Source organism: Chryseobacterium lactis (assembly GCF_003815875.1).
GTDB classification, from domain to species: domain Bacteria; phylum Bacteroidota; class Bacteroidia; order Flavobacteriales; family Weeksellaceae; genus Chryseobacterium; species Chryseobacterium lactis.
Genome location: NZ_CP033924.1, coordinates 3,062,129 through 3,086,267 on the forward strand (window position 1 = coordinate 3,062,129; position 24,139 = coordinate 3,086,267).

Consider the following 24,139-nt stretch of genomic DNA (forward strand, 5'->3'; position numbering starts at 1 on the left):
TGAAAATGAATATAGATATGGAATTATTGGTAGCAACACACAATGAGCACAAAAAAGAAGAAATTCAACAGATTTTAGGAAATGATTGTGTTGTAAAAAGTCTTACAGATTATAATATTCACGAAGAAATTGTAGAAGATGGAGATTCTTTTCATGCTAATGCTTTAATTAAGGCAAAATACTGCTTTGAAAAGACAGGTATCCCTAGTTTAGGAGATGATAGTGGTTTGGCAGTAGAGTCCTTAGACGGAAGGCCTGGAATATTTTCTGCCCGGTACGCGGGAGATCATGATTTTGCTAAAAATATTGAAAAGGTTCTTGAAGAAATGAAGGGAATAGAAAACAGAAAGGCCTATTTCATCACTGTTTTATGCTATTATGATGAAAACGGAGCTCAATATTTTGAAGGCAGAGTTCATGGAAACCTGTTGACAGAAAATAAAGGCTTTAAAGGCTTCGGATATGACCCGATTTTCGTTCCACAAGGATATGATAAGACTTTTGCAGAAATGAATCCTGAAGACAAAAACAAAATTAGTCACCGTAAGCAGGCATTAGACCTTTTTATGGATTTTCTGAAAGTGAAATAGTAAAATAAAAACAAATTAAGAGGAGATATTCCTGTTCGATAAAGGGGATAAACCTCTGATTTAACGGGATATTTTAATCCGCTTCCTTTTTTAAATTTGTCGTACATTTGTTAGAATAAATTATTGATTTGAGTACTTATTTAACGATATTAGGCTTTAATTCAGCTATTCCGACCATCAATTCTTCTCCTACAGCACAATTGCTGGAAATGGAAGAAAGACACTTTCTTATCGACTGTGGAGAAGGTACACAGGTTCAGCTGAGAAAAGCAAAAGCAAGATTTTCAAAAATCAATCATATTTTTATTTCCCATCTTCATGGAGATCATTGCTTTGGACTTCCGGGGCTTATTGCTTCTTTCCGCCTTTTGGGAAGGGAAAACCCAATCCATGTCTATGGACCGAAAGGAATCAAAAAGATGATGGAAACCATTTTTCAGATTACCGAAACACACCGTGGTTTTGAAGTGGTTTATCATGAGCTGGATAAAGATTATTCAGAAAAGATCTATGAAGATAGCAGGGTAGAAGTATATACTATTCCTCTCGATCACAGAATTTATTGTAATGGTTATCTGTTTAAAGAAAAACCGAAAGACAGGCATCTCAACATGAAAGAAATTGCCAAATACAGTGAAATTGAGACCTGTGATTATCACAATATAAAAGCAGGGAAAGATTTTGTATTGAGCGATGGATATGTTCTTAAAAATGAAATTCTTACTGTTGAACCTGCTCCTTCAGTATCCTATGCTTTTTGCAGTGACACCCGTTATCTGGAAAATGTGATTCCGATTATTAAAAATGTAACAGTTTTATACCACGAATCTACATTTTTACATGATTTGAAAGAAATGGCAGATTATACAGGACATACAACAGCTCTGGAAGCTGCAACTATTGCTCAGAAAGCTCAGGTAGGAAAATTAATTTTAGGACATTTCTCCAACAGATATGCCGATCTTACCGTATTTACCGATGAAGCAAGAAATATATTTCCCAATTCATTTTTACCAAAAGCATTGGAAAGTGTGAAAATTTGAAATGAATATGCTGAATTTTGAAGAACTTAAAAATTTTCTGAACGAGAAAGCAGACCAGTATAATGCTCCTGATTTTATAGAAAATGATCCCATACAGATTCCGCATCGGTTCTCTGTAAAGCAGGATATTGAAATTGCAGGCTTTTTAGCGGCAACAATTTCCTGGGGAAATCGGAAATCAATTATTAAGTCTGCGGAAAAAATACTGGATATCATGGGGAACTCACCTTATGATTTTGTACTGAATTACTCAGAAAAAGATTTAGAAAATATACAGGATAAAAGTATTCACAGGACTTTTAACGGGCAGGATTTTTCTTATTTCATTAAACAATTCAACAGAATTTATACAGAACACGAAAGTCTGGAAAATCTGTTTAAAGTACAGGAACCTGAAGTGAATTTTTTACATGCGATAGAACGATTCAGAAACAGCTTCCTGGAAACTGAAAAGCATAGAAGCCATAAACACATCAGCTCGCCCTATAAAAATTCTTCTGCCAAAAGAATTATCATGTTTCTGAGATGGATGGTGCGTAAAGATAAACGAGGTGTAGATTTTGGTATCTGGGAAAATATAGATCAGAAATACCTGTCGATTCCTCTGGACGTTCACACCGGAAATATTTCCAGAAAATTAGGACTGGTTTCCAGAACTCAGAATGACTGGAAAACTGTAGAAGAATTAGATGTAGCTATAAGAAAGTTTGATGAGAATGATCCCGCAAAATATGACTTTGCATTGTTTGGACTGGGAGTGACTAAGGAACTTTTGTAAAAAAAGATAAGGATGAAAAAATATAATGAGAAAACAGAAATTCTGGAGAAAATAGCAGATAGCATTACCTCATGGATTGGGTCTATCCAGTCACTGATTGTACACACATTGCTTTTTCTTACCTCTTTTCTGCTTCCGATGGTTAACCTTGTCTCATTTGACAAGATGTTGCTGATTCTTACAACTGTACTTTCCCTGGAAGCTATTTATCTGGCTATTTTTATTCAAATGTCAGTCAATAAAAGTCATGAGAAAATTGAAGATATCCAGGAAGATATTGAAGAAATCAGTGAAGATATAGAAGACATCCAGGAAGATATCGAGGAAATCAGCGAAGATATTGAGGAGATCAGTGAAGACATTGAAGAAATCAACGAGGATATTGAAGATATTCAGGAAGATATCGAAGAAATAAATGAAGAAGAGGAAGAGGAACATCACATTGAAAGAGCAAAAAATGTAATTCTGAAAAGCAATGTAAGCTCGAATAAGAATGAAATAAAAGCTTTAAAAGATATCATCACCCAGCTGCAAAATGAGATTGATCAGCTAAAAAAAGATGAGAACTAAGCAAAAAGTCGGAGATATATTATTTTAACGAGATAACAAAAGCAGATCATTTTACATGGATCTGTTTTTTATTTGTGAAATTTTATCTGTTTATTTGTGAAAAGCATAAAAATAAGAAACTTTTGTTATTGATAATTGTCTAAAAATGAACCTAATTGGCTTTTAAGGTTAAAATGTTACATATATTTTTGTTACATTTGGGAAAATGAAAACAAAATGTCAAATTATAGATTAAAAAGCTACTTTTTTCTTGTACTATTTTTGTTGGCTTCTGTTTCTGTATTTTCGCAAGGCGTTCGTAACAGAAAGGTCTCAAAAATAAAACCTTCAGCAGAAAGTCTCAAAGCGGGAGCGTTTATAGATGTCAATGTGGCTTCCTATGCCCCTTCAGGCTATTCACCGGCACAGCTGGTAACAGATGTTCTCATCAATGGGGGAACTACCTGTACAACAGCCAGCGTAACCAACGTTACAGTAAGTCCTAGTCATGCAGTAGATAATGTCAACAGATTTTGGGGGTACTTTAATAAAGGAACTACAAATTTTCCTTTTACAGATGGAATTGTATTGACGACAGGACATGCACAAGACGCTGGAAATTCTTTTATCAGCATGGCGAGTAAAAGTGTAGGTACAGGAAGTGATGCCGACCTTGTGGCAGCTACCGGTAATACTTCTACATTAAATGACGCTGTAGCTCTCGAATTTGATTTTGTTCCCAACTCTACTCAGGTTAAGTTCAACTATATATTTGCTTCTGAAGAATATGAGCCGACGAACGATTATCCATGCAGTGGATTCTCCGATGCCTTTGCACTTTTACTGAAGAAGGCTGGAGATCCCACTTATACCAATTTGGCAATATTACCGGGAACAGCAGGGCCGGTAAGTGTAACTAATATTGTGCCCGGAGGAGGGGCATTCAGCTGTGGACCGACTAATGCCACTTATTTTGCAGGAATAAACAGTCCTCACGTGCAGGTCAATTATTATGGAAGAACTATTCCGTTAACTGCTGTTGCAGATGTGATCCCGGGACAGACCTATCATTTTAAAATGGTTCTGGCAGACGCAATAGACACAGGACATGACTCTGCCGTTTTTCTGGAAGGAGGGTCTTTTGATATCGGGATTAAGATTGTGGACGAGGCAGGAGCAGCATTACCGGGTAGTATTAATATGTGTGACAATACCCCAAAAGTATTGAAAGCGCAGGTAGCTACAATTCCGGGAATGACTTTTCAATGGTATAAAAATGGAGTTCTTATTCCGGGAGCTACCGCTGCTGCTTATACCGCTAGCGCACCGGGAGTATACACCGTAAAAGTAATGATTCCGGGAAATAACTGTCCTGGGGAAGCTTCTATTACTATTGTCGGGGGAACAAGTCCTACAGTACATGATGCCACACTTAAGCTTTGTTCAACACCGGATCTTACTACTTTTAATTTAGAAGATGCAAAGCCTCTGATCAGTACCACGACAGGAGCGGTGTTCAAGTTCTATGCTAATCAGGCTGATGCTCAGGCTCAAAATAACAGTAATATTACCAATCTTACCAATTATACGGGAACCGATGGACAATTAATATATGTACTTGTTTCTAATGGAGCGTTTTGTAGCAAAATTGCCACGCTTACTTTAAGGAAAGAAGAAACTCCGGTTGCAAAACTTACCGCTCCAAGGTTGAAGATTTGTGCAGGGGAATCATTACTGTTAACAGCTGCCGGAGGGGTGACTTATCAGTGGGGAGATTCTTCCAGTACAGGAGGAATCAGAACTGTTAATCCAACACAAACAACAACATACACTGTATATGCGATCGGGGCACAAGGATGTAAATCATTACAGCCGGCGCGTATTACCATTGAGGTGATTCCTGCTATTGTTTCCAATATTAAAGGAGGATACATCTGTAAAGGAGATAAAATCCTTCTGGATGCAGGTTCCGGCCCGGGATATACCTATCTGTGGAGTTCGGGAGAAACAACTCAAACGATTACCGTTGATACTCCGGGTGAATATGCAGTGACGATCAGCAATGGAGTATGTTCAAAAGAATTTAAAACACAGGTGATTCAGGCTGTTATTCCACAAATCATCAAAGTTGATTATAACGATAGAGGAACTATGGTTCTTACGGCAAGCAATCCAAGTAACGGGGTCTTAGAGTATTCAATAGATAACGGGATTACATGGCAGGCATCGAATGTATTTACCAATGTACCTCCAAACAAAATCATTTCTATTCGCGTTAAAGTTAAATTTACGAGTTGTGAAGGCTTCCTTGAGTATTTTACATTTGTAATGAAAAATGTGATCACTCCTAATGGCGATAACATTAATGATATCATTGATTTCCGAGGAATAAGTGACTATAAAGATTTTAAAGGGCAAATCTTTGACCGCTATGGGAAAGAAGTTTTTAAAGCAGAAAAAATAAGACCTTACTGGGACGGGTTTTTCCAGGGAAAACGTTTACCAACCTCATCATACTGGTATCAGGTAACCTTTGAAGATCCTGCGAGTAAGCAGCTCACGATAAAGACCGGATGGATCTTGCTTAAAAATATAGAATAATTTTAAATTATATTTGAAAGACTGACTATTTTGTCAGTCTTTTTTTATGATATCGGAATAAATTAAGTTGATATTTTACGATAAATAAATTTGCATTAGTAGCAATGTAAATTATGTTAAGATGAATTTCAATCAAAAAAAATAGTATTTTTGTTTAAAATACTATAAAATGTTAAATAGGAGGACAGGAAATTTATTTTTAACTTTAGTTTTTGCTTTTATCGGGGTGCTGGTTTTTGCTCAGAACAGAGGAAAAACACAGGGAACTATCAAGCGTAGTGCTGCCTCTATGAAAGCGGGTGCTTTTATTGATGTTAATGCACTCAGCTATCCTGAATCCAGCTATAGTATTACTCAATTAGTAAAAGATGTCCTAATATCAGGAGGAGGATGTGCTACATCCAATGTAAGCAATGTAACAGTATCTCCTAATTTACCGCCTAGCAATCAAAACAGAAGCTGGGGATATTTTAATAAGGCAAATACTAATTTCCCTTTCAGCAAAGGAATTGTACTTTCAACGGGCTATGCCTATAAAGCTGGAAATACCTATTATGCAGATTTAAGTGATGCTTTATCATCAGGAGGAGATCAGGATCTCGCTACAGCCTTGAATATACCCAATTCTGACCTGAGAGATGCAACTTCTATAGAATTTGATTTTGTTGCAGCTTCTACAGAAATTACATTCAGATATTTATTCGCCTCTAAAGAATATCAGCAAAATTTCCCATGTACCATTACAGACGGTTTTGCTCTGTTATTAAAGAAAGCCAGTGATCCTACCTACACGAATCTTGCAGTACTTCCTGCAGGTGGAGGGCCTGTGAGTGTTACCAACATTCATCCGGGATATCCTAATTGCGGACCAAAGAATCAATCCTATTACGGCGGAACCAACACGGCTCAGATTGAGACCAACTTTAATGGACGTACTATTCCATTAACAGCTAAAGCTGCTGTAATTCCCGGAGAAACATATCATTTTAAAATGGTATTGGCAGATTACCAGGATTCCAATTTTGATTCAGCGGTATTTTTGGAAGCCGGATCATTTGATATTGGAGTGAAAATTCTGGATCCTGCAGGAGTACAGCTTCCTACGTCAGTAAATATGTGTGATAATTCTCCACAAACTTTCACTGCTTCTGTTCAGGCACCTAATGTGACTTACCAGTGGTTTTTAAATAATAATCCGATTGGAGGAGCTACTTCTGCAAGTTACACTGCAACACAGCCGGGAGTATACTCTGTTAAGGTTTATGTTCCGGGAAATAGCTGTCCCGGAGAAGCTACCATTACCGTAATAGGAGGAACATCTCCTACTGTACAGAATTCTACGTTAACCGCTTGCTATACTGCTGGGAATGCAACTTTTAATTTAACATCAGCCCAGACTGCCATCAGTACAACTCCCGGGGCCAATTTTACATATTATGCAACACAGGCAGATGCCAATGCCGGGAACACAAATACGATTCCCAACCCAACAGCTTATCCAAGTCCCGGAGGACAAACGGTGTACGTAAGAGTTGGAAACGGCTTCTGTTTTAAAGTTGCAGAACTACAACTGATAAAGGCTCCACAGATGACAGCCTCCATTGTTCCTCCGGTACAGTTGACGTGTAGCAATTCTCAGATTACTTTGGATGCATCAGCTTCTGTATATCCTGCTGGTGCTACTTTTAACTGGACAACAACGGGAGGGAATATTGCTTCAGGAGGAACTACCCTAAACCCTGTTATCAATGCGCCGGGAACCTATACTTTAACCATATCACAAACCTATCAGCCAGGAAATACGATTTGTACTGCTGTTGCCAATGTAACGGTTACAGGAGACAGTGCACCACCGAACACCGGACTTACTGCGACTAAAATAAAAATATGTAAAGGTGAATCAGTAACCCTGACTGCTTCAGGAGGTGTTACCTATAACTGGGGTGGAGGCCTTCCGGGAACAGGAAATACACAAACGGTTTCCCCTACGACGACAACTACTTATACGGTAACAGCCGTAGGAGCGAACGGGTGTGTATCTCAAAATCCGGGAACCATAACAATTGAGGTTTCAGAACCTTTTACTGCTCAGAATGCTACTTTGCATAAATGTTATCAGCCGGGGCTAACGTATAACTTAACGGAAGCGGAAAGTCAGATTACGACTTCTACAGCTGGAATAACTTTTACTTATTATATCAACCAGGCTGATGCCAATGCCGGGAATGCAAATTCGATTCCCAATCCAACAACATATGCACCTCCAGCCAATCAGACTATATATGTTCTGGTGAGCAACGGAGGTTGTAAGTATGTAGTTTCTTTGCAATTGCTGAGAACTGCTGAAACAACATTAACGGTTGCTGCACCGCAGACAATTACCTGTACAACACCTCAGGTTACCATCAATGCTTCGGCTTCTGTGGTGCCGGCCGGGTCTACCATTACCTGGACGGGAGGAACTATTGTATCCGGAGGAACTACTCTTAATCCTGTAGTAAGTGCCGGAGGTACTTATACACTAACGGTTACCAATGTGTCTCAACCTGGAAATTTAACCTGTACTTACACAACCACTGTGACAGTGCAGGAAGATAGGGTGGCACCGGTAGCTGCACTTGTTTCATCTCAGCCACGTATATGTGTGGGCGAATCCGTAACGCTTACTGCTTCGGGAGGAGCTACTTATAACTGGGGGAATGGTCTTACCGGAAATGGAAATACTCAGGTGGTTTCACCTACAAATACAACAACGTATACCGTATTTGCAGTAGGAGCAAACGGATGTATTTCTGCAACACCTGCAACCGTTACGGTTCAGGTAGGACCTCCAATCGCTGGAATTGCCGCTTCTAAATCAAAAATTTGTGCCGGTGAATCTGTGACCCTTACTGCTACCGGAGGGATTACTTATAATTGGGTAAATCTTACTGGTAACGGAAATACTCAGGTTGTTACTCCTACAGTGACAACTGTCTACTCGGTATATGCATTGGGAGGAAACGGCTGTAGCTCAGTGAATCCTGCTACAATTAAGATTGAAGTCGTTCCTGCTATTGTTTCTACATTAAAAGATGTATATGCCTGTGCCGGAGATAAAGCTGTTTTAGATGCGGGTGCCGGACCAAATTATACATATCTGTGGAGTACCGGTGCTACAAGTCAAACCATAACGGTAACTACTGCCGGTACCTATTCTGTAACCATAAGCAACGGAGTATGCTCCAAGGTCTTTACAGCCCAGCTGATCAATCCGGATCTGCCACAATTTACCAATGTTACTTATGAAAACCATATCCTTACGCTTACGGCAAGTAATCCGACAGGAGGTATTTTAGAATACTCTATTGATGGTGGAGTCGTATGGCAGGATTCTAATATATTCTCAGGTGTTCTGAATAATACAAATTACCGTCTGATGGTAAGAGTGAAAGGTGCAAAATGCGGTACTTCGCTGGATTACTTTACACTCGTTATCAGCAATGCTATTACTCCAAATATGGATGGTATAAATGATACGATAGACTTCACAGGAATTAGTGGTTATAAGAATTTTGCAGCATCTATTTTCGATAGATATGGAGCAGAAGTTTTCAAAGCTACAAAAGGTGATGTCGTTTGGAAAGGATCATTAAAAGGAATCAACCTGCCTACCGGTACGTATTGGTATAGGGTTCAATGGGAGAATCCGGCAAGCAACAAGCTTGAGCAACGTTCAGGTTGGATCTTGTTGAAAAATAGAAATTAGAAAGAATTTAATAAAATAAAAAGCCTTCCAAGTTTATTTGGAGGGCTTTTTTTTGATTATTAAAAGGTGCTTTTACCGCAGAATTAAGAAGCTTAATTCAGTATTTTCAAAAGTTAATAAATCATCGATTATTTTCATAAGTACTTTATAATTTTATTATTTTGTATCAAAAAAGTGAAATATGTATATGGTATATTCAAAAAAAAATTAAATTTGTTGAAACAAAAATATTATGATAAGAAACCTACCGCTTTGTCTATTTTTTTTAGTTGTCTCAACGTTCTTATTTTCACAAACTCCACAATCAAGAAAGTCCGTAAAGGAACATAAATCCGCGTTATCTGCAAGAGCAGGCGCTTTCATAGATGTGAATGCTCCCGCATATACGGAAACCAATTACGATATAGAAAAATTGGTAAAAGATGTCTTAATTTCATCCGGAACCAATACTTGTGTTACTCCCAATGTAAGCAATGTGAAAATCACTCCTAACCATGCGGTAGGTGATGCAAACAGAGCCTGGGGATATTTTAATAAAGCAGCTACTAATTTTCCGTTCAAAGATGGTATCATTCTTTCGACAGGATTCGCCAGAAAAGCGGGAAACAGCTTTGAAAGCAGTACGCTAGGGGATACCAATGGAGGTGGTTCTGATCCTGATTTGGCACAAGTTATCGGAGTACAGGAAAACAGATTGAATGATGCTGTACTTTTAGAGTTTGACTTTGTACCTACAACGACTCAAATTAAATTTAATTATTTAATAGCCTCTGAAGAATATACAGGATCTTTTCCCTGTACCTTTGCGGACGCATTTGCGATCTTACTAAGACCTACAACGGGAGGACCTTATGTCAATATGGCTGTTCTTCCAAACTCAGCAGGGCCGGTAAGTATTACAAATATTCACCCGGCAGTACAAGGTATTTGTGGTGCTGTTAATGAACAATATTTTGCAGGTTACAACACCGCGAATGTAGAAACCAATTTTAACGGAAGAACGATTCCTCTTACTGCTACGGCTACTGTAACTGCAGGGCAACAGTATCACTTTAAAATGGTAATCGCCGATTATAGTGACCATAATTATGATTCTGCTGTATTTTTAGAAGGAGGATCTTTCAATATCGGAGTAGAACTTTTAGATCCTGCCGGAGCTCAGCTGCCTTCTGATATCAATGTTTGTGATAATGTGCCTCAGGTAATCACAGCGTCTGTAAGTGATCCGAATTTAGTATACCAATGGTTTCTTAATGGTACTCTTGTTCCTGGTGCTACGACCAATACGATTACTGCTACACAGCCGGGAACCTATACTATTGAAGTAAGTGTTCCGGGAAATCCATGTCCTGGTAAAGCTACCATAGAAATTCATGGTGGGTTCACACCACAAGCTAATGATGCTACCTTACTTCTTTGTACCACTCCGGATATTACGACTTTTGATCTTGAGTCGATAAAACCATCGATAAGTACTACTCCGGGTGCAGTATTTAAGTTTTACGAAAATCAGGCTGATGCAATTGCTCAGAATAACAACTATATCCAAAATATATTAAATTATAACGGTAATGATGGTCAGATCCTTTATGTAGTTGTTTCCAACGGAGGATTCTGTAGCAAGACTGTAGAACTTACCTTATTGAAGGAAGCAACTCCAACCGCTAAGGTGAAAGTATCAAAAATAAAGATATGCCCGGGAGAATCCGTAACACTTACGGCAGAAGGTGGAGATACTTATTTATGGAGCAATTTCCCTGGAACAGGCAATATGCAGACAGTTACTTTGTATCAGACAACTATTTTTACTGTATATGCCTTAGGAACGAAGGGGTGTAAATCTCTGAATCCTGCAACAGTAAGAGTTGAAGTAACTCCTGAAATTACATCACCTTTAACAGATGTTGAAATATGCGTTGGGGATAAGGCTACCTTAGATGCAGGAGCTGGTCCGGGTTATAAATATTTGTGGAGCACAGGTGCCACTACCCAGAAGATTGATGTAGATCAGTGGGGCATTTATACGGTGGAAATCGATAATGGAATCTGTAAAAAAATGTTTAGTGCTAAAGTAATGGGAGCTGCTACTCCTTACGTTATCGGATTGGATTATTCGAGTACTAAGAAAACATTAGTGATTACTGCAGAGAATCCGCCAATGAATAATTTGCCAAGTAGTTTGGAATATTCTATTGATAATGGAATTACATGGCAGCAGTCAAATATATTTAGCAGCCTTTTAGACAATACAACGTATACTATTCTGGTAAGAAGAGTAGGGACTCATTGTGTGGGTAGTTTAGAATTCTTTACCCTGCAGATCAATAACGTGATTACGCCTAATGATGATGGAATTAATGATGTACTGGATTTAACCTCTCTGGGTCAGTTTAAAAACTTTACAGGGTCTATCCATGACAGATATGGGGTGGAGATGTTTAAATTTTCAAAAGACACACCAATCTGGAATGGTACAGTAGGAGGCAAGCGTCTTCCTTCATCCACCTATTGGTATAAGTTTAATTTTGAATATCCGAAATCAAAAGCCCAGATGAACTGGTCAGGATGGATCATGCTTAAGAACAGAGAATAACTGAATATAAAATCATCAAAAGCCTTTCAAGTCAATTGAAAGGCTTTTTTAATTCAGATTAAAATAAAATGTATCCAATAGAAAAGCTCCTTGTTCAGGAGCTTTCTGGTTTATTTCTTACTGGTTTTCTTTCCAGAGATTGGCAAAATTAATGAAGTCTGATACGCTAAGCTCTTCAGCTCTTTTGTCTAAGAATTCATGCCCTTTTAATGCCTCAGGAATGTTTAAGGATTTTAATGCGTTTGAAAGCTTTTTCCTTCTTTGATTAAAACCTGTTTTTACAATCTGCTTGAAGAGAACCTCATTTCCGGCTAAGCCTTCTTTTGGACTTCTTGTCAGTCTTATAACTCCGGATTTTACCTTTGGAGGTGGGTTAAAGACATTTTCATGAACGGTAAACATGTAAGATACGTCATAATAGGCCTGAATCAGGACAGAAAGAATACCGTAATCTTTAGTTCTCGGTACTGCCGCAGTTCTTTCAGCGACTTCTTTCTGAAACATTCCTACCATTTCAGGGATCAATTCATAATGATCAACGATTTTAAATAATATCTGCGAAGAAATATTATAGGGGAAATTACCAATAATAGCAATCTGCTCGTTTCCTATAAAATTGAAATCCTGTTTCAGAAAATCTCCTACAAAAGTGTTTTCCGTAATTCTGGAATAGTTGTTTTTCAAATATTCGATCGATTCTGTATCGATTTCGGCAAGGTAGATATTTTGTTCCTTTTCAAGAAGATATTTGGTAAGAACTCCCATTCCGGGACCTACTTCCATAATGTTATTATAGTTCTCAAAACTAAGACCTTCTACTATTTTCCTTGCGATGTTTTCATCTGTCAGGAAGTGCTGACCAAGATGTTTTTTTGCTTTTACACTCAAAGTTTTTTATGATTTTATTAACAATGATTTTCTTTATTTCGTCCCAAATTTCGGAAGATTTTTTCTATTTTAGCCAAAAATTTTAATATTAATGGCTAAATCTGTAGATGAATTTAATAAGAAAAGGCTTCGGTCCAGCAATATTACAGTAGTGATAAGTATTGCCTTAGTGTTATTTTTGTTGGGGCTAATGGGGCTTATTTTAATTAATGCTCAAAAGTATTCCGACTATATCAAGGAACAACTGGTAGTGAATGCCTACTTTGATGAAAATTATGACGCTAAAGATTCTGTAAAAATTGCAAAACTAGAGGAAGAAACTTTTAAAAAAATCCAGACGTTAGCTCCGGTAAAAAAAGCAACTTATATCTCAAGAAGTATGGCAGCTACGGAAGCCAAAAAAAGCATGGGGATTGACAGTGATGCATTATTTGAAGAAAATATCTTCCCTTCGTCTATTGAAATAGCCCTTAAACCGGAATATGTAGATCCTGCGAAAATTGATGAAGCGATCAAGGTGATCAAATCTGTTCCGGGAATTATCGATGTGAAGAATGACAGTACCTTGATGGTAGATGTGTATAATAACCTGAGCAGAATTTTGAGATGGATCTTAGGATTCTCAATTCTGTTTTTAGTATTGGCGGTTGTTCTTATTAATAACTCAATCCGTCTGAAAATATTCTCCAAGAGATTTATTATTAAAACCATGCAGCTGGTGGGAGCCAAAAGAAGATTTATTCTTAAACCTTTCATTATAGAAGCTGTGGTTTTAGGTGCTATTGGCGCATTTATAGGTCTTATGGCGTTATTTGGTGTTTGGTATTATTTTACCAATCAGATCGGATCAGCATTTGTACAGGATAATCAGCAATATGTATGGTTGGTACTATTGGTTGTGGGTGTAGGGATTTTTATTACGGTTTTAAGTACCATTATTGCAACATGGAGATTCTTAAAATCAAACGTTGACGATTTATATTACTCTTAACAATGAGCAAAAAAACAAATAAATTTTCCGCTTCAGATTTTGGAAATGAAGCTGAAGTACCACAAGAAAATACGTTCTATTTCGGACAGCAGAATTTCAAATGGATGCTGATCGGATTGGCATTTATTGTGGTTGGTTTCCTTCTGATGATGGGCCCGGATGCTAATACCGTAGACGGTAAATTTGATCCCAACTCATGGAATGATGACGTCTTCTCTATCAGAAGAATCAGAATCGCTCCATTGTTTGTGGTGATAGGTTTTGTCATAGAAGTTTACGCGATTTTAAAAAGAAAATAAATAAAATAACTTTATTTAAGGATTAAGAGATTAGAAAATTTAGGGTAACCTTCTGGATTTTCGGATCTCTTAATCTTTTAATTTTAAAAGAATATGGATTTAATCAAAGCAATTATTATTGCCATTATAGAGGGGCTTACAGAATATCTTCCTATTTCCTCTACTGCACACATGGGGTTCACTGCCAACCTGATGGGGCTGGAAGAAACCGAATTTTTGAAAATGTTTCAGGTTTCCATTCAGTTTGGAGCTATTTTATCAGTTGTGGTCGCTTACTGGAAAAAGTTTTTTGATTTAAATAATATTCAGTTTTATTTTAAGCTGGCTTTTGCAGTAGTTCCTGCATTGGTGTTGGGATATTTGTTTGATGATAAAATTGAAGCGATTCTCGGAAATCAGATTGCTATTTCTTCAGTGTTAGTGCTAGGTGGAGTAGTCTTGCTTTTTGCAGATAAATGGTTTAAAAATCCTACGATTGATGATGAAAAAGGAATTACCATAAAAAAGGCTGTGACAATTGGATTCTGGCAGTGTCTGGCAATGATGCCGGGAACTAGCCGTAGTGCAGCTTCTATTATTGGTGGAATGACACAAGGGCTGACAAGAAAAGCGGCTGCCGAATTTTCATTTTTCCTTGCAGTTCCTACCATGCTGGCGGTAACAGTATACTCTGTTTTCGTTAAAACATGGGGAAAAGAGACTCCGAATCCTCAGAAAGGATATGAAATGATTATGGAATCTCAGGATCATATTTTAATCTTTGTAGTGGGTAATGTTGTAGCATTTGTTGTTGCTCTTATTGCAATCAAAGCATTCATTGGAGTACTTAATAAATATGGTTTCAAACCTTGGGGATGGTACCGTATTTTTGTAGGAATCGCTTTGTTAATTTATTTTTATTTCTTTAAATAGAAAATTCATTTAAACCCATTCATGACTGCTGAAGAACTGAAATCAGGATACATATTTTTATTAGACAAGCCTTTAGACTGGACTTCCTTCCAGGCTGTCAATAAAATGAAATATAAACTCAAAAGGGAATTTGATCTTCCCAAGAAATTCAAAATAGGGCATGCCGGTACTTTAGATCCGAGAGCCACAGGACTTCTTATCGTATGCTGCGGAAAATTTACCAAGAAAATTCCTGAGATACAAGATGCTCCGAAAGAGTATTGGACAGAGATTAAAATCGGAGTACAAACAGAATCCTACGATACCGAAAAACCGGAAATCCTTCATCAGGATATTTCCCATATTTCGGAGGAGCAGGTAAAGGAAGTTCTGGAAAAATTTGTAGGAGAAATCGAGCAGAAGCCACCAATCTATTCTGCAATAAAAATTGATGGGGAGAGAGCCTATAATCTTGCAAGAGCAGGTGAAGAGGTAGAAATGAAGTCGAGAAAGACAACTATTCATTATCTTAAAGATATTAAAATTCATTTCCCTCTGGTAAGTTTTACCGTTGGATGTGCAAAAGGAACCTATATCAGAAGCCTTGCTCATGATATCGGACAAGCGTTGGAGGTAGGTGCTTATCTGACCCAATTGAGACGCACAAAAATCGGAGATTATAATATTGAAGATGCTACAGATCAGTTTCTAAATAACGACTACAGATTTCAAAGCTGATAAGAACTCCTTATCTTTGCAAAATCCAATTACTGGGTTACTATTTCTACTAATAAAAATTATACCGGTTAAGGAAAAGACCAATGGAAAAGACACGTATCAATAAATATTTATCAGAAGCAGGATACTGTTCGAGAAGAGCAGCAGATAAATTGTTGGAAGAAGGAAGGATAACAATAAACGGGAAAATTCCTGAACTGGGAACTAAAGTATCTGATGAAGATCTTGTAGAAGTTGATGGGAAACCTATCAGAGAACAGCAGGAAGAACCTATATATATCGCTTTTAATAAGCCTGTAGGAATTGTTTGTACAACAGATACGAAACGTGAAAAAAATAATATTGTAGACTATATTAATCATCCCAAAAGAATTTTTCCGATCGGAAGGTTGGATAAACCCAGTGAAGGCTTGATTCTTTTAACCAATGATGGTGATATCGTTAATAAAATCCTTCGTGCCAGAAATAACCACGAGAAAGAATATATTGTACGGGTTGATAAACCTGTTACTCCGAGGTTCTTAGACAAAATGAGAAACGGAGTTCCAATTCTCGATACCGTTACCAAAAAATGTGAAGTTGAGAAGATTGATGACATGAACTTCAGAATTGTCCTTACACAAGGGCTCAACAGACAGATTCGTAGAATGTGCGAATTTCTCGGATATGAGGTGAAAAAGCTGAAAAGAATCCGTATCATGAACCTTAAACTGGATCTCCCGGTTGGAAAATGGAGGGATTTAACAAGTGAAGAACTTAGTACCCTTAATTCTTTACTGACAGATTCAAGCAAAACAATCGACGATTAAAATTATATAATTAAATAATAAGATGGTAAGCAGGAAATATTTCCTGCTTACTTTTTTTTATGCCTTTTATGTCGTGAAATTAGAATTTTTATCTGTGATTAATCCATTTGAAAATTGTAAGTGAAGTTGCAGTGATTTTGTCTTGGTTTATTTGTGGTTTTTGCTATTGATTGTCTTTATTTTTATATGAAAATTAATTATAAAAGATATTTATTATGTGATTTTTTAATAATATTCACATATGAGTGTAATATTTTCAGTTTGTTAGTGTAAATGTGTTATATTTATAATAGTAATAGCTAAAAAACTGAAAACCATGAAATTAAAATTTAACCCGGTTCCGTTCATTATTATTTTAATAACATTTGCTAATTGTCAAAATGACAATCACAATTCGGAACTTCCACACGACACTGCTTTTTATATTGACTATAGAAGTCTGACAGGGCAATCGGACGGTATAGCTGTCATAGAACTCGATCCTGAAGCTCCAAATTTTGGAAATATCAGCAGTAAACTTGAATTAGGTGTTGGTGTGCTGCCTCACCATCTTTATTACAATCAGAGTGCAAACAAACTATTCACCACCGCTTTAGGAGGGAGCTATCTCTATCAGATAAAAACAGAAAAGGACAAAAACGGACAACCGATATTAGTGAATGCAACACCGATTGATACCGGTGAGAATACGGTGGGAGAAAATTTGTTTTTTACCAATGACGGAAGATATTTTATGACCTTTATGGGAGGTGCCGGAGGACCAAAAGATGGCAGTATAGGTGTTTTTAATGCAAACAATAACCAGCTTATTAAAACCATTAAAGCACCGATTCAGGACAATCCCAATAAATTCATTATGTACCCGCATGGTATTTCTGTTAATGAAGAAAAAGGGCTTATGATGGTAACTTCAACCATTCATCCTGATCTCACGACTGGCATGGGAAACACTTGTACCTTATTGGATCTAAATACCTATGAATTAAAAGAGACCTATCAGGTTGCAGACTCACCCACGGACATGTCCAGTCCTGTTGAGGTTTTATTACTCCGTGGGAAATTTCCACAATATGCCCTTGCCACAACAATGCTCGGCGGCGATATCTGGATTGCTCCATACAATACCACAACGAAGAAATATGATGCTTTCACCAAATTATTTGACGGAAGTACACAAGGATTAGGCTGGACTCTCGAAATGTACATTGATGATAATAACAGACTCTATGTGAGCTTTGCTGATCCTGGAAAAGTTTTGGTCTTTGATATAAGTAACCTTCCTCAACTAAAACTTTTAAAAACCCTTACCGCAGATAAAGGAGCGCATCATATGGTTTTCTTTAAGACCAAAAAAGGAAAAGAAGTGGTAGCGGTACAAAATAACCTGTTGAATATTCCTAACTTAAATTCCGGCACCATTAATGTTATTGAAATCGAGACGGGGAAAACGTTAGGTACAGTCGATTTACGTTCCAGATATGGAATGCTTCCTGAATCAATTGAAGGAACCAATGGTCCCAGCAGTTACATGCATCACTAAAATTTGAAAATGTTTAAGACGAGAGACTGTCCAAAATAGCAACACTGTTTTGGATGGTTTTTACTGCATCTTCCCAGTTATTTTAAATATAGTTTCATTCTTTCCTCATACTCTGGTTTTAATTTTAAAAACTTCAAAATTTTCTTATCATCAGGGTAGGTAATCCGGTAAAAGATGATTTTATCAGCAGAATATTTGAAGTAAGGATGATCTTTCAGCCATTCTTCAGGAGCTCCTGTTAAAGTATATTTAGGAACATTTGAAACATCCAGCGGTGCTATTGAAATTAATTTTTGAACGAGATCTTTATCAATATTATAGGTTTCTAAAATCTGCTGTTTATTGACAAAACCTCTCAGCTTTTTTCTAAAGCCAATCATCGATCCGGCACTTTTTTCATCCAAACCAAATTCCAGCAGCTGTTTGAAGGTGATCACATTTAAATCAACTTTTGAAAAATCGGTTTTTTGCTCCTGGGCGTCCTGCTTTTTTGTTGTAAGTTGAATATAAGGTTTTAATTCCTGAAATTTTTCCGTGGAAATAACAAAACACTTTTGTAGATCTTCTGTACTTTTAAAGCTTCCACGAAGGTTTCTGTCACGATAATTAACAATGGTAGTGGCTTGTTTTTCAGAAAAACCTAGTGCTTTCCAGCCTTCTAAATTAAGACTGTTCGGGTCAAAAGGATGATACTGGATTTTGTTCTTTTCAGAATTGTTTTTAGTAAAGTTTCTGAAACTTTCAGGTGTTTTTGCAGGCAATAGCAAATAAGGCTGTATTTTGCTGTAATTTTCAGGAGAAATAATAAAACATTCCCTGAATTTTTCTTTGCTGATAAAGCTTCCACCCAGATAATTTTTATATTTTAAAATGGCTTCAGCTTGTTTTTCACTAAAACCCATTTTTATCCAGTCTACCGAAGAATACTGATCAGGGTTAAATTTTTTGGAAATAATTAATTCCTTCTTTTCAAAACTTTTGAAGACAGATGAAGATTTCCTGCCTGTTTCCGGAAGTAGTATAAAGGCTTTTATTTCATTGAATTTCTCTTCTGAAATGGCATAGCATTTTTTTAATTGTTCCTTTGAAGTAAAGTCTCCACCAACAATATCTTTATACTTGAGAATCGTTGCTGCCTGTTTTTCAGAAAAACCAATATTTTGCCACTGCTCATTATTGAGTGAATTCGGATCAAACGCTGTGATATTGACAGAATTTGAAGAGTTCATAATAAATTTGACATCAGGGAAAGTTTCCTTTTCTTTACTGGTATATTTCTGAAAGACAAATAAAATCGTCAGCAGTATACCCATGAATGCCAGTTTTTGGTAATAGCTTTTTCTCATCATCGGGTAAACTTACCGATAAAAATAAAGCGTGGCAATGAGAAGAGATAAAGTGCTGGAGTTTAGAATACAGATTGAATAAACCTGCTGATAAAATTAATTAAAAGGGTTTTGAAATAAGTATAAATTACCAAAAGTTTTTGAAATCTTACTCTATATCAAAAAATCAATACATTTCAAAAGAGCATTGATTTTTTGATAATATGGTTGTCATATAAAAATTTTCTAAAAATTAGAATAGTTCTGCGATAATCAAAAATGTATTATTATTAGAGATATAAAAAGTAACTCGGTAATATTTGTTTTCAGCAGCATCGATGATATGACAGATATTTAATTCGTTATTGGCAATGCCAGCTCCTACTGAAGGAATATTCTGAAAGGTAGAATAATTAGCTGTTGTAAAACCAAGGGCATTATTTGCGTATTCATAACCATTTGAGGCGTATTGTTGATTAACTCCTACATTTAAGTTTTTATTCTTACTTTGATTTAAGGCAACTTGTGGAATAGTGGTATTAGGTGCTCCTGCAGAAAATCTGAATATAAGATCTCCAATGGTAACGGTCTTAGAAGGATCTCCGGTTGTACCAGTGTATATTATCTTTTGTACTTGTGAACCCGATGTATTTGTGACAGCTTGAAAATTCCCCCATACTGGAGCGGCAGGAGTTCCTGTATTATAGTAATATCCGGCTGGGGATAACCCTCCGGAGCCAGTGTTGTATATCAAAAGCCCTGTTGCGGGACTTAATATTGTAGTAGCATCAGTAGAACTTGTAAGGGCTATTTTAGGAAAAATCACTCCTTTGTTAGAGCTATTTATATCAAGTACTGCTGATTTGTCTGGGGTTTGTGTATTAATGCCTACCTGTGCTGATAAATATGCATTACCAACTATTGCGAGTAATAAAATAGATAATTTCATTGTAATGTGTTTTTTTATTACAACAAATTTAATTTTTTTTTATAAAATTATTTGTTTTTTTTATGATATTCGCAATAAAATTCACATTTATATTTTATTTATATAATATTTGATAAGTATGATTTATAATATTACATAAAACGTAAAAAAAATAGAATTTTATATCGGGCCCTAATGGTAGCTATAACTTTATTCTTCAGCATCTCTTTCGCCCAAAGATTCTTTCAGTTTAATAAGTTCAGCTTTTACGAATTCAAGACGGTCAATAATGGTGATGGTTTCTGAAATTCTGCTGTTGGTCGTTAAGGCAACCCGCGCTCCATCCAGTGTATATCCTTTTTCTTTGACCAAATGATAGATCATCTGAAGATTTTTAATGTCTTCAGGGGTGAAATATCGGTTACCTTTTCTGTTTTTCTTAGGTTTGATGATAGGGAATTCCTGTTCCCAATAACGTATTAATGAAGTGTTTACATCAAAGGCTTTGGCCACTTCTCCTATAGAATAATACAGTTTATCGGGTAAGTTTATTTTCATTTTACGAATCCTAAACTTCAAAGATAGAAATTTTTTGAAGTTTCATCCAAATATATCTTTCAAAGTAGTTTACAATAGTACGTTTACGATCAAATATTGAATGTTGATTTTTATAGATAAAAAGAATTGATGTACAATTTTTTTTTAATCTGAAATATGTAACTCGTTGTTTAATTGGTTACTATGGTGAAAAGATGAATTTGATACTATTTTGCGTCATTAATATTTTTCTAAATTGTGGAGATATTAATGTAATAATTTATTTATTTGCAATCATTTATATTAATTTTTAAATATAAAATTGTTTTATTTGTGTTTTGTTATTTTTTATTTAATTTTTACGTGATTTTTTTAAATTAATTTGATTGTTATTGTTAATTTAGTAAAACTAAAAAACCACATTCTATGAAACATTATTTCTTTATTTTAACACTAATGATCCCCTTCTTAGGGTTTTCACAATGGACAAGAACCGAGCTCAAGTCTCAGAAGGTTAAAAAGTCACAAGAAAAATTAGAATTTTCAGGCCTTTATTCACTGAATACAGGTCAGCTTAAGCAATCCCTGGAAAATGCACCAGCCCGCTTTTCAAATAACAAAGGAACTATTATTACTCTTCCTACAGCTCATGGGAAATTAGAAAAATTTCAGGTTTGGGAGTTTTCCAATATGGCTCCGAAACTTCAGGCAAAATATCCTGATATTAAATCGTACGTAGGAACAGCATTAGAAGATCCTACGGTATATTTAAGATTCAGTATGTCTCCGGTAGGTTTTTCTTCCATGATTACGCGTTCCGGGATATCGGAATTTATTGAACCTTATACCGAAGACAGGTCTGTTTATGCTGTTTTTGATTCCAATGCAAGAAGAGGACAGGACAAAGAACCTTTTGAATGTTCCACTATGGAAGCTGCCGAAAAAGCTACCACAGAAAAAAAAAACAATGTTGTCAATAAAAAAACGGCAGGTTTTAATGTTTTCAGATTGGCACTTTCTTGTACAGGAGAATATGCTCAATATCATTTAACAACTACCGGAACTCCTACTACTGCTACAGATGCTCAGAAAAAAGCAGTGATTCTGGCAGCTATGAATGCTTCCTTAACCAGGTTGAATGGTGTTTTCGAAAAAGATTTGTCATTACACTTTAATCTGATCGCGGGTAACGAATCTATTATATATCTGGACCCTGCAACAGATCCCTATGCAAGCTGGGGACCGAGCCAGGCCAATACAAATATATCAGCAGTTATTCCCAGTGAGAATTATGACATGGGACATTTAGTGGATCGACGGGGAGGAAATGGAGCAGCAGGGTTAGGGGTTATATGTTATTCCGGTTTTAAAGCCCGTGGGTGGACTGCATGTAATTTTCCGGAAGGGGATACTTTTGATATAGACTATGTTGCCCATGAAATGGGGCATCAAATGGGAGCAAATCACACATTTTCTCGTTATCTTGACGGATCGGGTACATCAGAAGTGGAACCGGGAGGAGGGACTACTATTATGGCCTACACCGGCATTATGGGAGGAGATAATGATATTCAGTATAATTCGAATGACTACTTTCATACCGTTAATGTTACGGAAATTAAAAATACAATCAACGATATTAGCTGTGGTATTACAACTCCTTTTTCCAATCCTGCTCCTACGATCAGTGCCGGAGCAGACTATATTATTCCAAAATCAACTCCTTATCTGCTAAAAGGAACTACCACAGATGCTAATGCTTCTTCGTATACATATACATGGGAACAAATGGACCCTGCCGGAGATGCTGAAACATATGCAAACTCTATTGCATATCCAACCAAACCGGCAGGACCTAATTTCAGATCTTTATCTCCGGCAAGTGCTCCTCTAAGATATTTCCCTGATTTTAATAAAGTATTGGCAGGAGTACTGACAACACGTTGGGAATCCGTTTCAAGTGTTGCAAAAAATATGAATTTTACGTTCACTGCCAGAAGTAATAATCCTATTGCCCCGCAAACCAGCAAAGATGAAATGGTGGTGACCGTGAATGCCGGAGCGGGTCCTTTCCAGATAACTGCTCCTACATTTGGGCAATCATCCACTTCAGGAAATGCAATGATTGTAACATGGGATATAGCCAATACCAATCAGGCTCCGATTAATACGGCTAATGTTAATATAAAATTGTCCATTGACGGAGGGCAGACATTTACTGTTGTTGTAGCCAATACACCTAATGATGGTACACAAGAGATTATTATTCCTGCTGGATCTACATCTGCAAATGCTTTTATCATGGTTGAAGCGGTAGGAAATATTTATTATACTGTAAGCCCTAGTTTTGTGATTGATTATACCGTAACGGGAGAAACCTGTACAACATATACGTATAGCGGTTCTCCAGTCACAATTACAGATGGTCCCGGAGGATCAGCTATTTCGGCACCTAAAGTGACAGCGCCATTAATGGTCAACAATAATGGAACAATAACTAAAATTAAAGTGACCCCTGCAATTACTCATGCCAACGTAAGGGATATAGCTGTTGGAATAGAAAGTCCGGTAGGAACTTCTGCTCTTATCTGGAACCGTGAATGTAACAATAGTTCAGGAATCACAGGTACATTCAGTAATACGGGAAGTGCTGTAACTTGTAGTTCACCTATTCAGGGAGAAATCAAATCAAAAGAATCTTTAGATGTTTTCAAAGGCCATAATGCTGAGGGACAATGGAAATTGTATGCATCAGATAATACCAAAGGGACCACTGGAACCATCACGGGTTGGTCTCTGGAAGTATGTACTCAACAAACCCAGACTTTGGGAACCAAAGAGGTGGTTTCGCCTTTAGCAAGCGACATTAAAATTTATCCAAATCCAAGTAATGGTAATTTCTTTATCAAATCTCAAAATATAAAAGGACAGGTTAAAGTAAATATGTTTGACTCAAGTGGTAGGTTGATATATTCTTCCAACTATCAAGGTGAAGGCAATAATACCAAAGAATTTAATGTAAATGTTCCTAAAGGAGTATATGTAATCAGCATCAACTCTCAAAAAGGAGTATACAATAGTAAGTTGGTTATAAAGTAAAATGACCCTTCAGTCTATAAATAAGGATCGGCCGGTGTGTCGGTCCTTTTTTTATAAATTTGCAACTTGGTTTTATTTCCAGTATTTTTATAAAACCATTATTACGTTTTCTATAGTCGATGAACTCTATATCTGTACTTCATATTGATCTTTTTCAGGCTGGTAAAAACTCCGCTGATTTCTATTTTAACA

Annotated in this window: 18 protein-coding genes; 14 read left to right on the forward strand and 4 right to left on the reverse strand. The window is 36.7% G+C overall.

All coding sequences use genetic code 11. The features are described from left to right. Nucleotides 1-5 precede the first annotated feature (5 nt). The 7 genes from rdgB to EG342_RS13635 all read left to right on the forward strand — a co-directional run bounded on the left by rdgB (nt 6) and on the right by EG342_RS13635 (nt 11,902). Nucleotides 6-590, forward strand: a complete 585-nt coding sequence (rdgB, locus tag EG342_RS13605; protein WP_394338004.1) for an RdgB/HAM1 family non-canonical purine NTP pyrophosphatase — start codon at nt 6-8, stop codon at nt 588-590. Nucleotides 591-718: 128 nt separating this feature from the next. After that, nucleotides 719-1,633 carry a ribonuclease Z gene (locus EG342_RS13610; RefSeq protein ID WP_103293051.1) on the forward strand — a complete coding sequence of 305 codons (915 nt, stop codon included), beginning with the start codon at nt 719-721 and terminating at the stop codon, nt 1,631-1,633. A 7-nt stretch (nt 1,634-1,640) separates the two neighbouring features. Further along, nucleotides 1,641-2,411, forward strand: a complete 771-nt coding sequence (locus tag EG342_RS13615; protein ID WP_394338005.1) for a TIGR02757 family protein — start codon at nt 1,641-1,643, stop codon at nt 2,409-2,411. A gap of 12 nt (nt 2,412-2,423) precedes the next feature. Next, on the forward strand, nt 2,424-2,981 hold the full coding sequence (locus tag EG342_RS13620) for a DUF1003 domain-containing protein (RefSeq protein ID WP_103293050.1): 558 nt from the start codon (nt 2,424-2,426) through the stop codon (nt 2,979-2,981). A 216-nt stretch (nt 2,982-3,197) separates the two neighbouring features. Then, entirely contained in the window at nt 3,198-5,561 is a 2,364-nt protein-coding gene (locus EG342_RS13625; protein WP_103293049.1) for a choice-of-anchor L domain-containing protein, read from the forward strand. Between the two features lie 169 nt (nt 5,562-5,730). Continuing rightward, nucleotides 5,731-9,309, forward strand: a complete 3,579-nt coding sequence (locus tag EG342_RS13630) for a choice-of-anchor L domain-containing protein (protein WP_103293048.1) — start codon at nt 5,731-5,733, stop codon at nt 9,307-9,309. A gap of 232 nt (nt 9,310-9,541) precedes the next feature. Further along, nucleotides 9,542-11,902, forward strand: coding sequence for a choice-of-anchor L domain-containing protein (locus tag EG342_RS13635; protein ID WP_103293047.1), 2,361 nt, complete (start codon nt 9,542-9,544; stop codon nt 11,900-11,902). Nucleotides 11,903-12,019: 117 nt separating this feature from the next. On the opposite strand, the gene rsmA is transcribed toward EG342_RS13635, so the two are convergent. Next, nucleotides 12,020-12,790, reverse strand: a complete 771-nt coding sequence (gene rsmA, locus EG342_RS13640) for a 16S rRNA (adenine(1518)-N(6)/adenine(1519)-N(6))-dimethyltransferase RsmA (RefSeq protein ID WP_103293046.1) — start codon at nt 12,788-12,790, stop codon at nt 12,020-12,022. Nucleotides 12,791-12,881: 91 nt separating this feature from the next. Here rsmA and EG342_RS13645 point away from each other — a divergent pair, with 91 nt between their 5' ends. The 6 genes from EG342_RS13645 (at nt 12,882) to EG342_RS13670 (ending at nt 18,058) form a co-directional block, all read left to right on the forward strand. Then, nucleotides 12,882-13,781 (forward strand): cell division protein FtsX, encoded by a 900-nt coding sequence (locus EG342_RS13645; RefSeq protein ID WP_103293045.1) that lies wholly within the window; start codon nt 12,882-12,884, stop codon nt 13,779-13,781. Nucleotides 13,782-13,783: 2 nt separating this feature from the next. Further along, a complete protein-coding gene (locus tag EG342_RS13650; RefSeq protein WP_103293044.1) occupies nt 13,784-14,080 on the forward strand; it encodes a DUF3098 domain-containing protein in 297 nt (98 codons plus the stop codon). A gap of 93 nt (nt 14,081-14,173) precedes the next feature. After that, nucleotides 14,174-14,992, forward strand: a complete 819-nt coding sequence (locus EG342_RS13655; RefSeq protein ID WP_103293043.1) for an undecaprenyl-diphosphate phosphatase — start codon at nt 14,174-14,176, stop codon at nt 14,990-14,992. 21 nt (nt 14,993-15,013) lie between these two features. Continuing rightward, nucleotides 15,014-15,709: a tRNA pseudouridine(55) synthase TruB gene (gene truB, locus EG342_RS13660; protein WP_103293042.1), complete on the forward strand. Its 696-nt coding sequence runs from the start codon at nt 15,014-15,016 to the stop codon at nt 15,707-15,709. Nucleotides 15,710-15,792: 83 nt separating this feature from the next. Then, nucleotides 15,793-16,518: a 23S rRNA pseudouridine(2604) synthase RluF gene (gene rluF / locus EG342_RS13665; RefSeq protein WP_103293041.1), complete on the forward strand. Its 726-nt coding sequence runs from the start codon at nt 15,793-15,795 to the stop codon at nt 16,516-16,518. Nucleotides 16,519-16,834: 316 nt separating this feature from the next. Then, a complete protein-coding gene (locus EG342_RS13670; protein ID WP_103293040.1) occupies nt 16,835-18,058 on the forward strand; it encodes a YncE family protein in 1,224 nt (407 codons plus the stop codon). A 77-nt stretch (nt 18,059-18,135) separates the two neighbouring features. Here the strand turns inward: EG342_RS13670 and EG342_RS13675 are convergent, their stop codons facing one another. The 3 genes from EG342_RS13675 to EG342_RS13685 all read right to left on the reverse strand — a co-directional run bounded on the left by EG342_RS13675 (nt 18,136) and on the right by EG342_RS13685 (nt 20,869). After that, nucleotides 18,136-19,407: a helix-hairpin-helix domain-containing protein gene (locus EG342_RS13675; RefSeq protein ID WP_103293039.1), complete on the reverse strand. Its 1,272-nt coding sequence runs from the start codon at nt 19,405-19,407 to the stop codon at nt 18,136-18,138. Nucleotides 19,408-19,636: 229 nt separating this feature from the next. Continuing rightward, entirely contained in the window at nt 19,637-20,332 is a 696-nt protein-coding gene (locus EG342_RS13680; protein WP_103293038.1) for a hypothetical protein, read from the reverse strand. 189 nt (nt 20,333-20,521) lie between these two features. After that, nucleotides 20,522-20,869, reverse strand: a complete 348-nt coding sequence (locus tag EG342_RS13685; protein WP_103293037.1) for a MerR family transcriptional regulator — start codon at nt 20,867-20,869, stop codon at nt 20,522-20,524. A gap of 405 nt (nt 20,870-21,274) precedes the next feature. Here EG342_RS13685 and EG342_RS13690 point away from each other — a divergent pair, with 405 nt between their 5' ends. Then, nucleotides 21,275-23,947: a reprolysin-like metallopeptidase gene (locus EG342_RS13690; protein ID WP_103293036.1), complete on the forward strand. Its 2,673-nt coding sequence runs from the start codon at nt 21,275-21,277 to the stop codon at nt 23,945-23,947. The last annotated feature ends 192 nt before the right edge of the window (nt 23,948-24,139 follow it).

Bases quoted from the DNA above. Each gene is read 5' to 3' on its own strand.
- EG342_RS13630 (WP_103293048.1), top strand. From the start codon at position 5,731: ATGTTAAATAGGAGGACAGGAAATTTATTTTTAACTTTAGTTTTTGCT.
- EG342_RS13670 (WP_103293040.1), top strand. From the start codon at position 16,835: ATGAAATTAAAATTTAACCCGGTTCCGTTCATTATTATTTTAATAACA.
- EG342_RS13655 (WP_103293043.1), top strand. From the start codon at position 14,174: ATGGATTTAATCAAAGCAATTATTATTGCCATTATAGAGGGGCTTACA.
- EG342_RS13625 (WP_103293049.1), top strand. From the start codon at position 3,198: ATGTCAAATTATAGATTAAAAAGCTACTTTTTTCTTGTACTATTTTTG.
- rluF (WP_103293041.1), top strand. From the start codon at position 15,793: ATGGAAAAGACACGTATCAATAAATATTTATCAGAAGCAGGATACTGT.
- EG342_RS13680 (WP_103293038.1), bottom strand. From the start codon at position 20,332: ATGAAATTATCTATTTTATTACTCGCAATAGTTGGTAATGCATATTTA.
- EG342_RS13650 (WP_103293044.1), top strand. From the start codon at position 13,784: ATGAGCAAAAAAACAAATAAATTTTCCGCTTCAGATTTTGGAAATGAA.
- EG342_RS13675 (WP_103293039.1), bottom strand. From the start codon at position 19,407: ATGATGAGAAAAAGCTATTACCAAAAACTGGCATTCATGGGTATACTG.
- rdgB (WP_394338004.1), top strand. From the start codon at position 6: ATGAATATAGATATGGAATTATTGGTAGCAACACACAATGAGCACAAA.
- EG342_RS13685 (WP_103293037.1), bottom strand. From the start codon at position 20,869: ATGAAAATAAACTTACCCGATAAACTGTATTATTCTATAGGAGAAGTG.
- EG342_RS13645 (WP_103293045.1), top strand. From the start codon at position 12,882: ATGGCTAAATCTGTAGATGAATTTAATAAGAAAAGGCTTCGGTCCAGC.
- truB (WP_103293042.1), top strand. From the start codon at position 15,014: ATGACTGCTGAAGAACTGAAATCAGGATACATATTTTTATTAGACAAG.
- EG342_RS13635 (WP_103293047.1), top strand. From the start codon at position 9,542: ATGATAAGAAACCTACCGCTTTGTCTATTTTTTTTAGTTGTCTCAACG.
- EG342_RS13615 (WP_394338005.1), top strand. From the start codon at position 1,641: ATGCTGAATTTTGAAGAACTTAAAAATTTTCTGAACGAGAAAGCAGAC.
- EG342_RS13690 (WP_103293036.1), top strand. From the start codon at position 21,275: ATGAAACATTATTTCTTTATTTTAACACTAATGATCCCCTTCTTAGGG.
- EG342_RS13620 (WP_103293050.1), top strand. From the start codon at position 2,424: ATGAAAAAATATAATGAGAAAACAGAAATTCTGGAGAAAATAGCAGAT.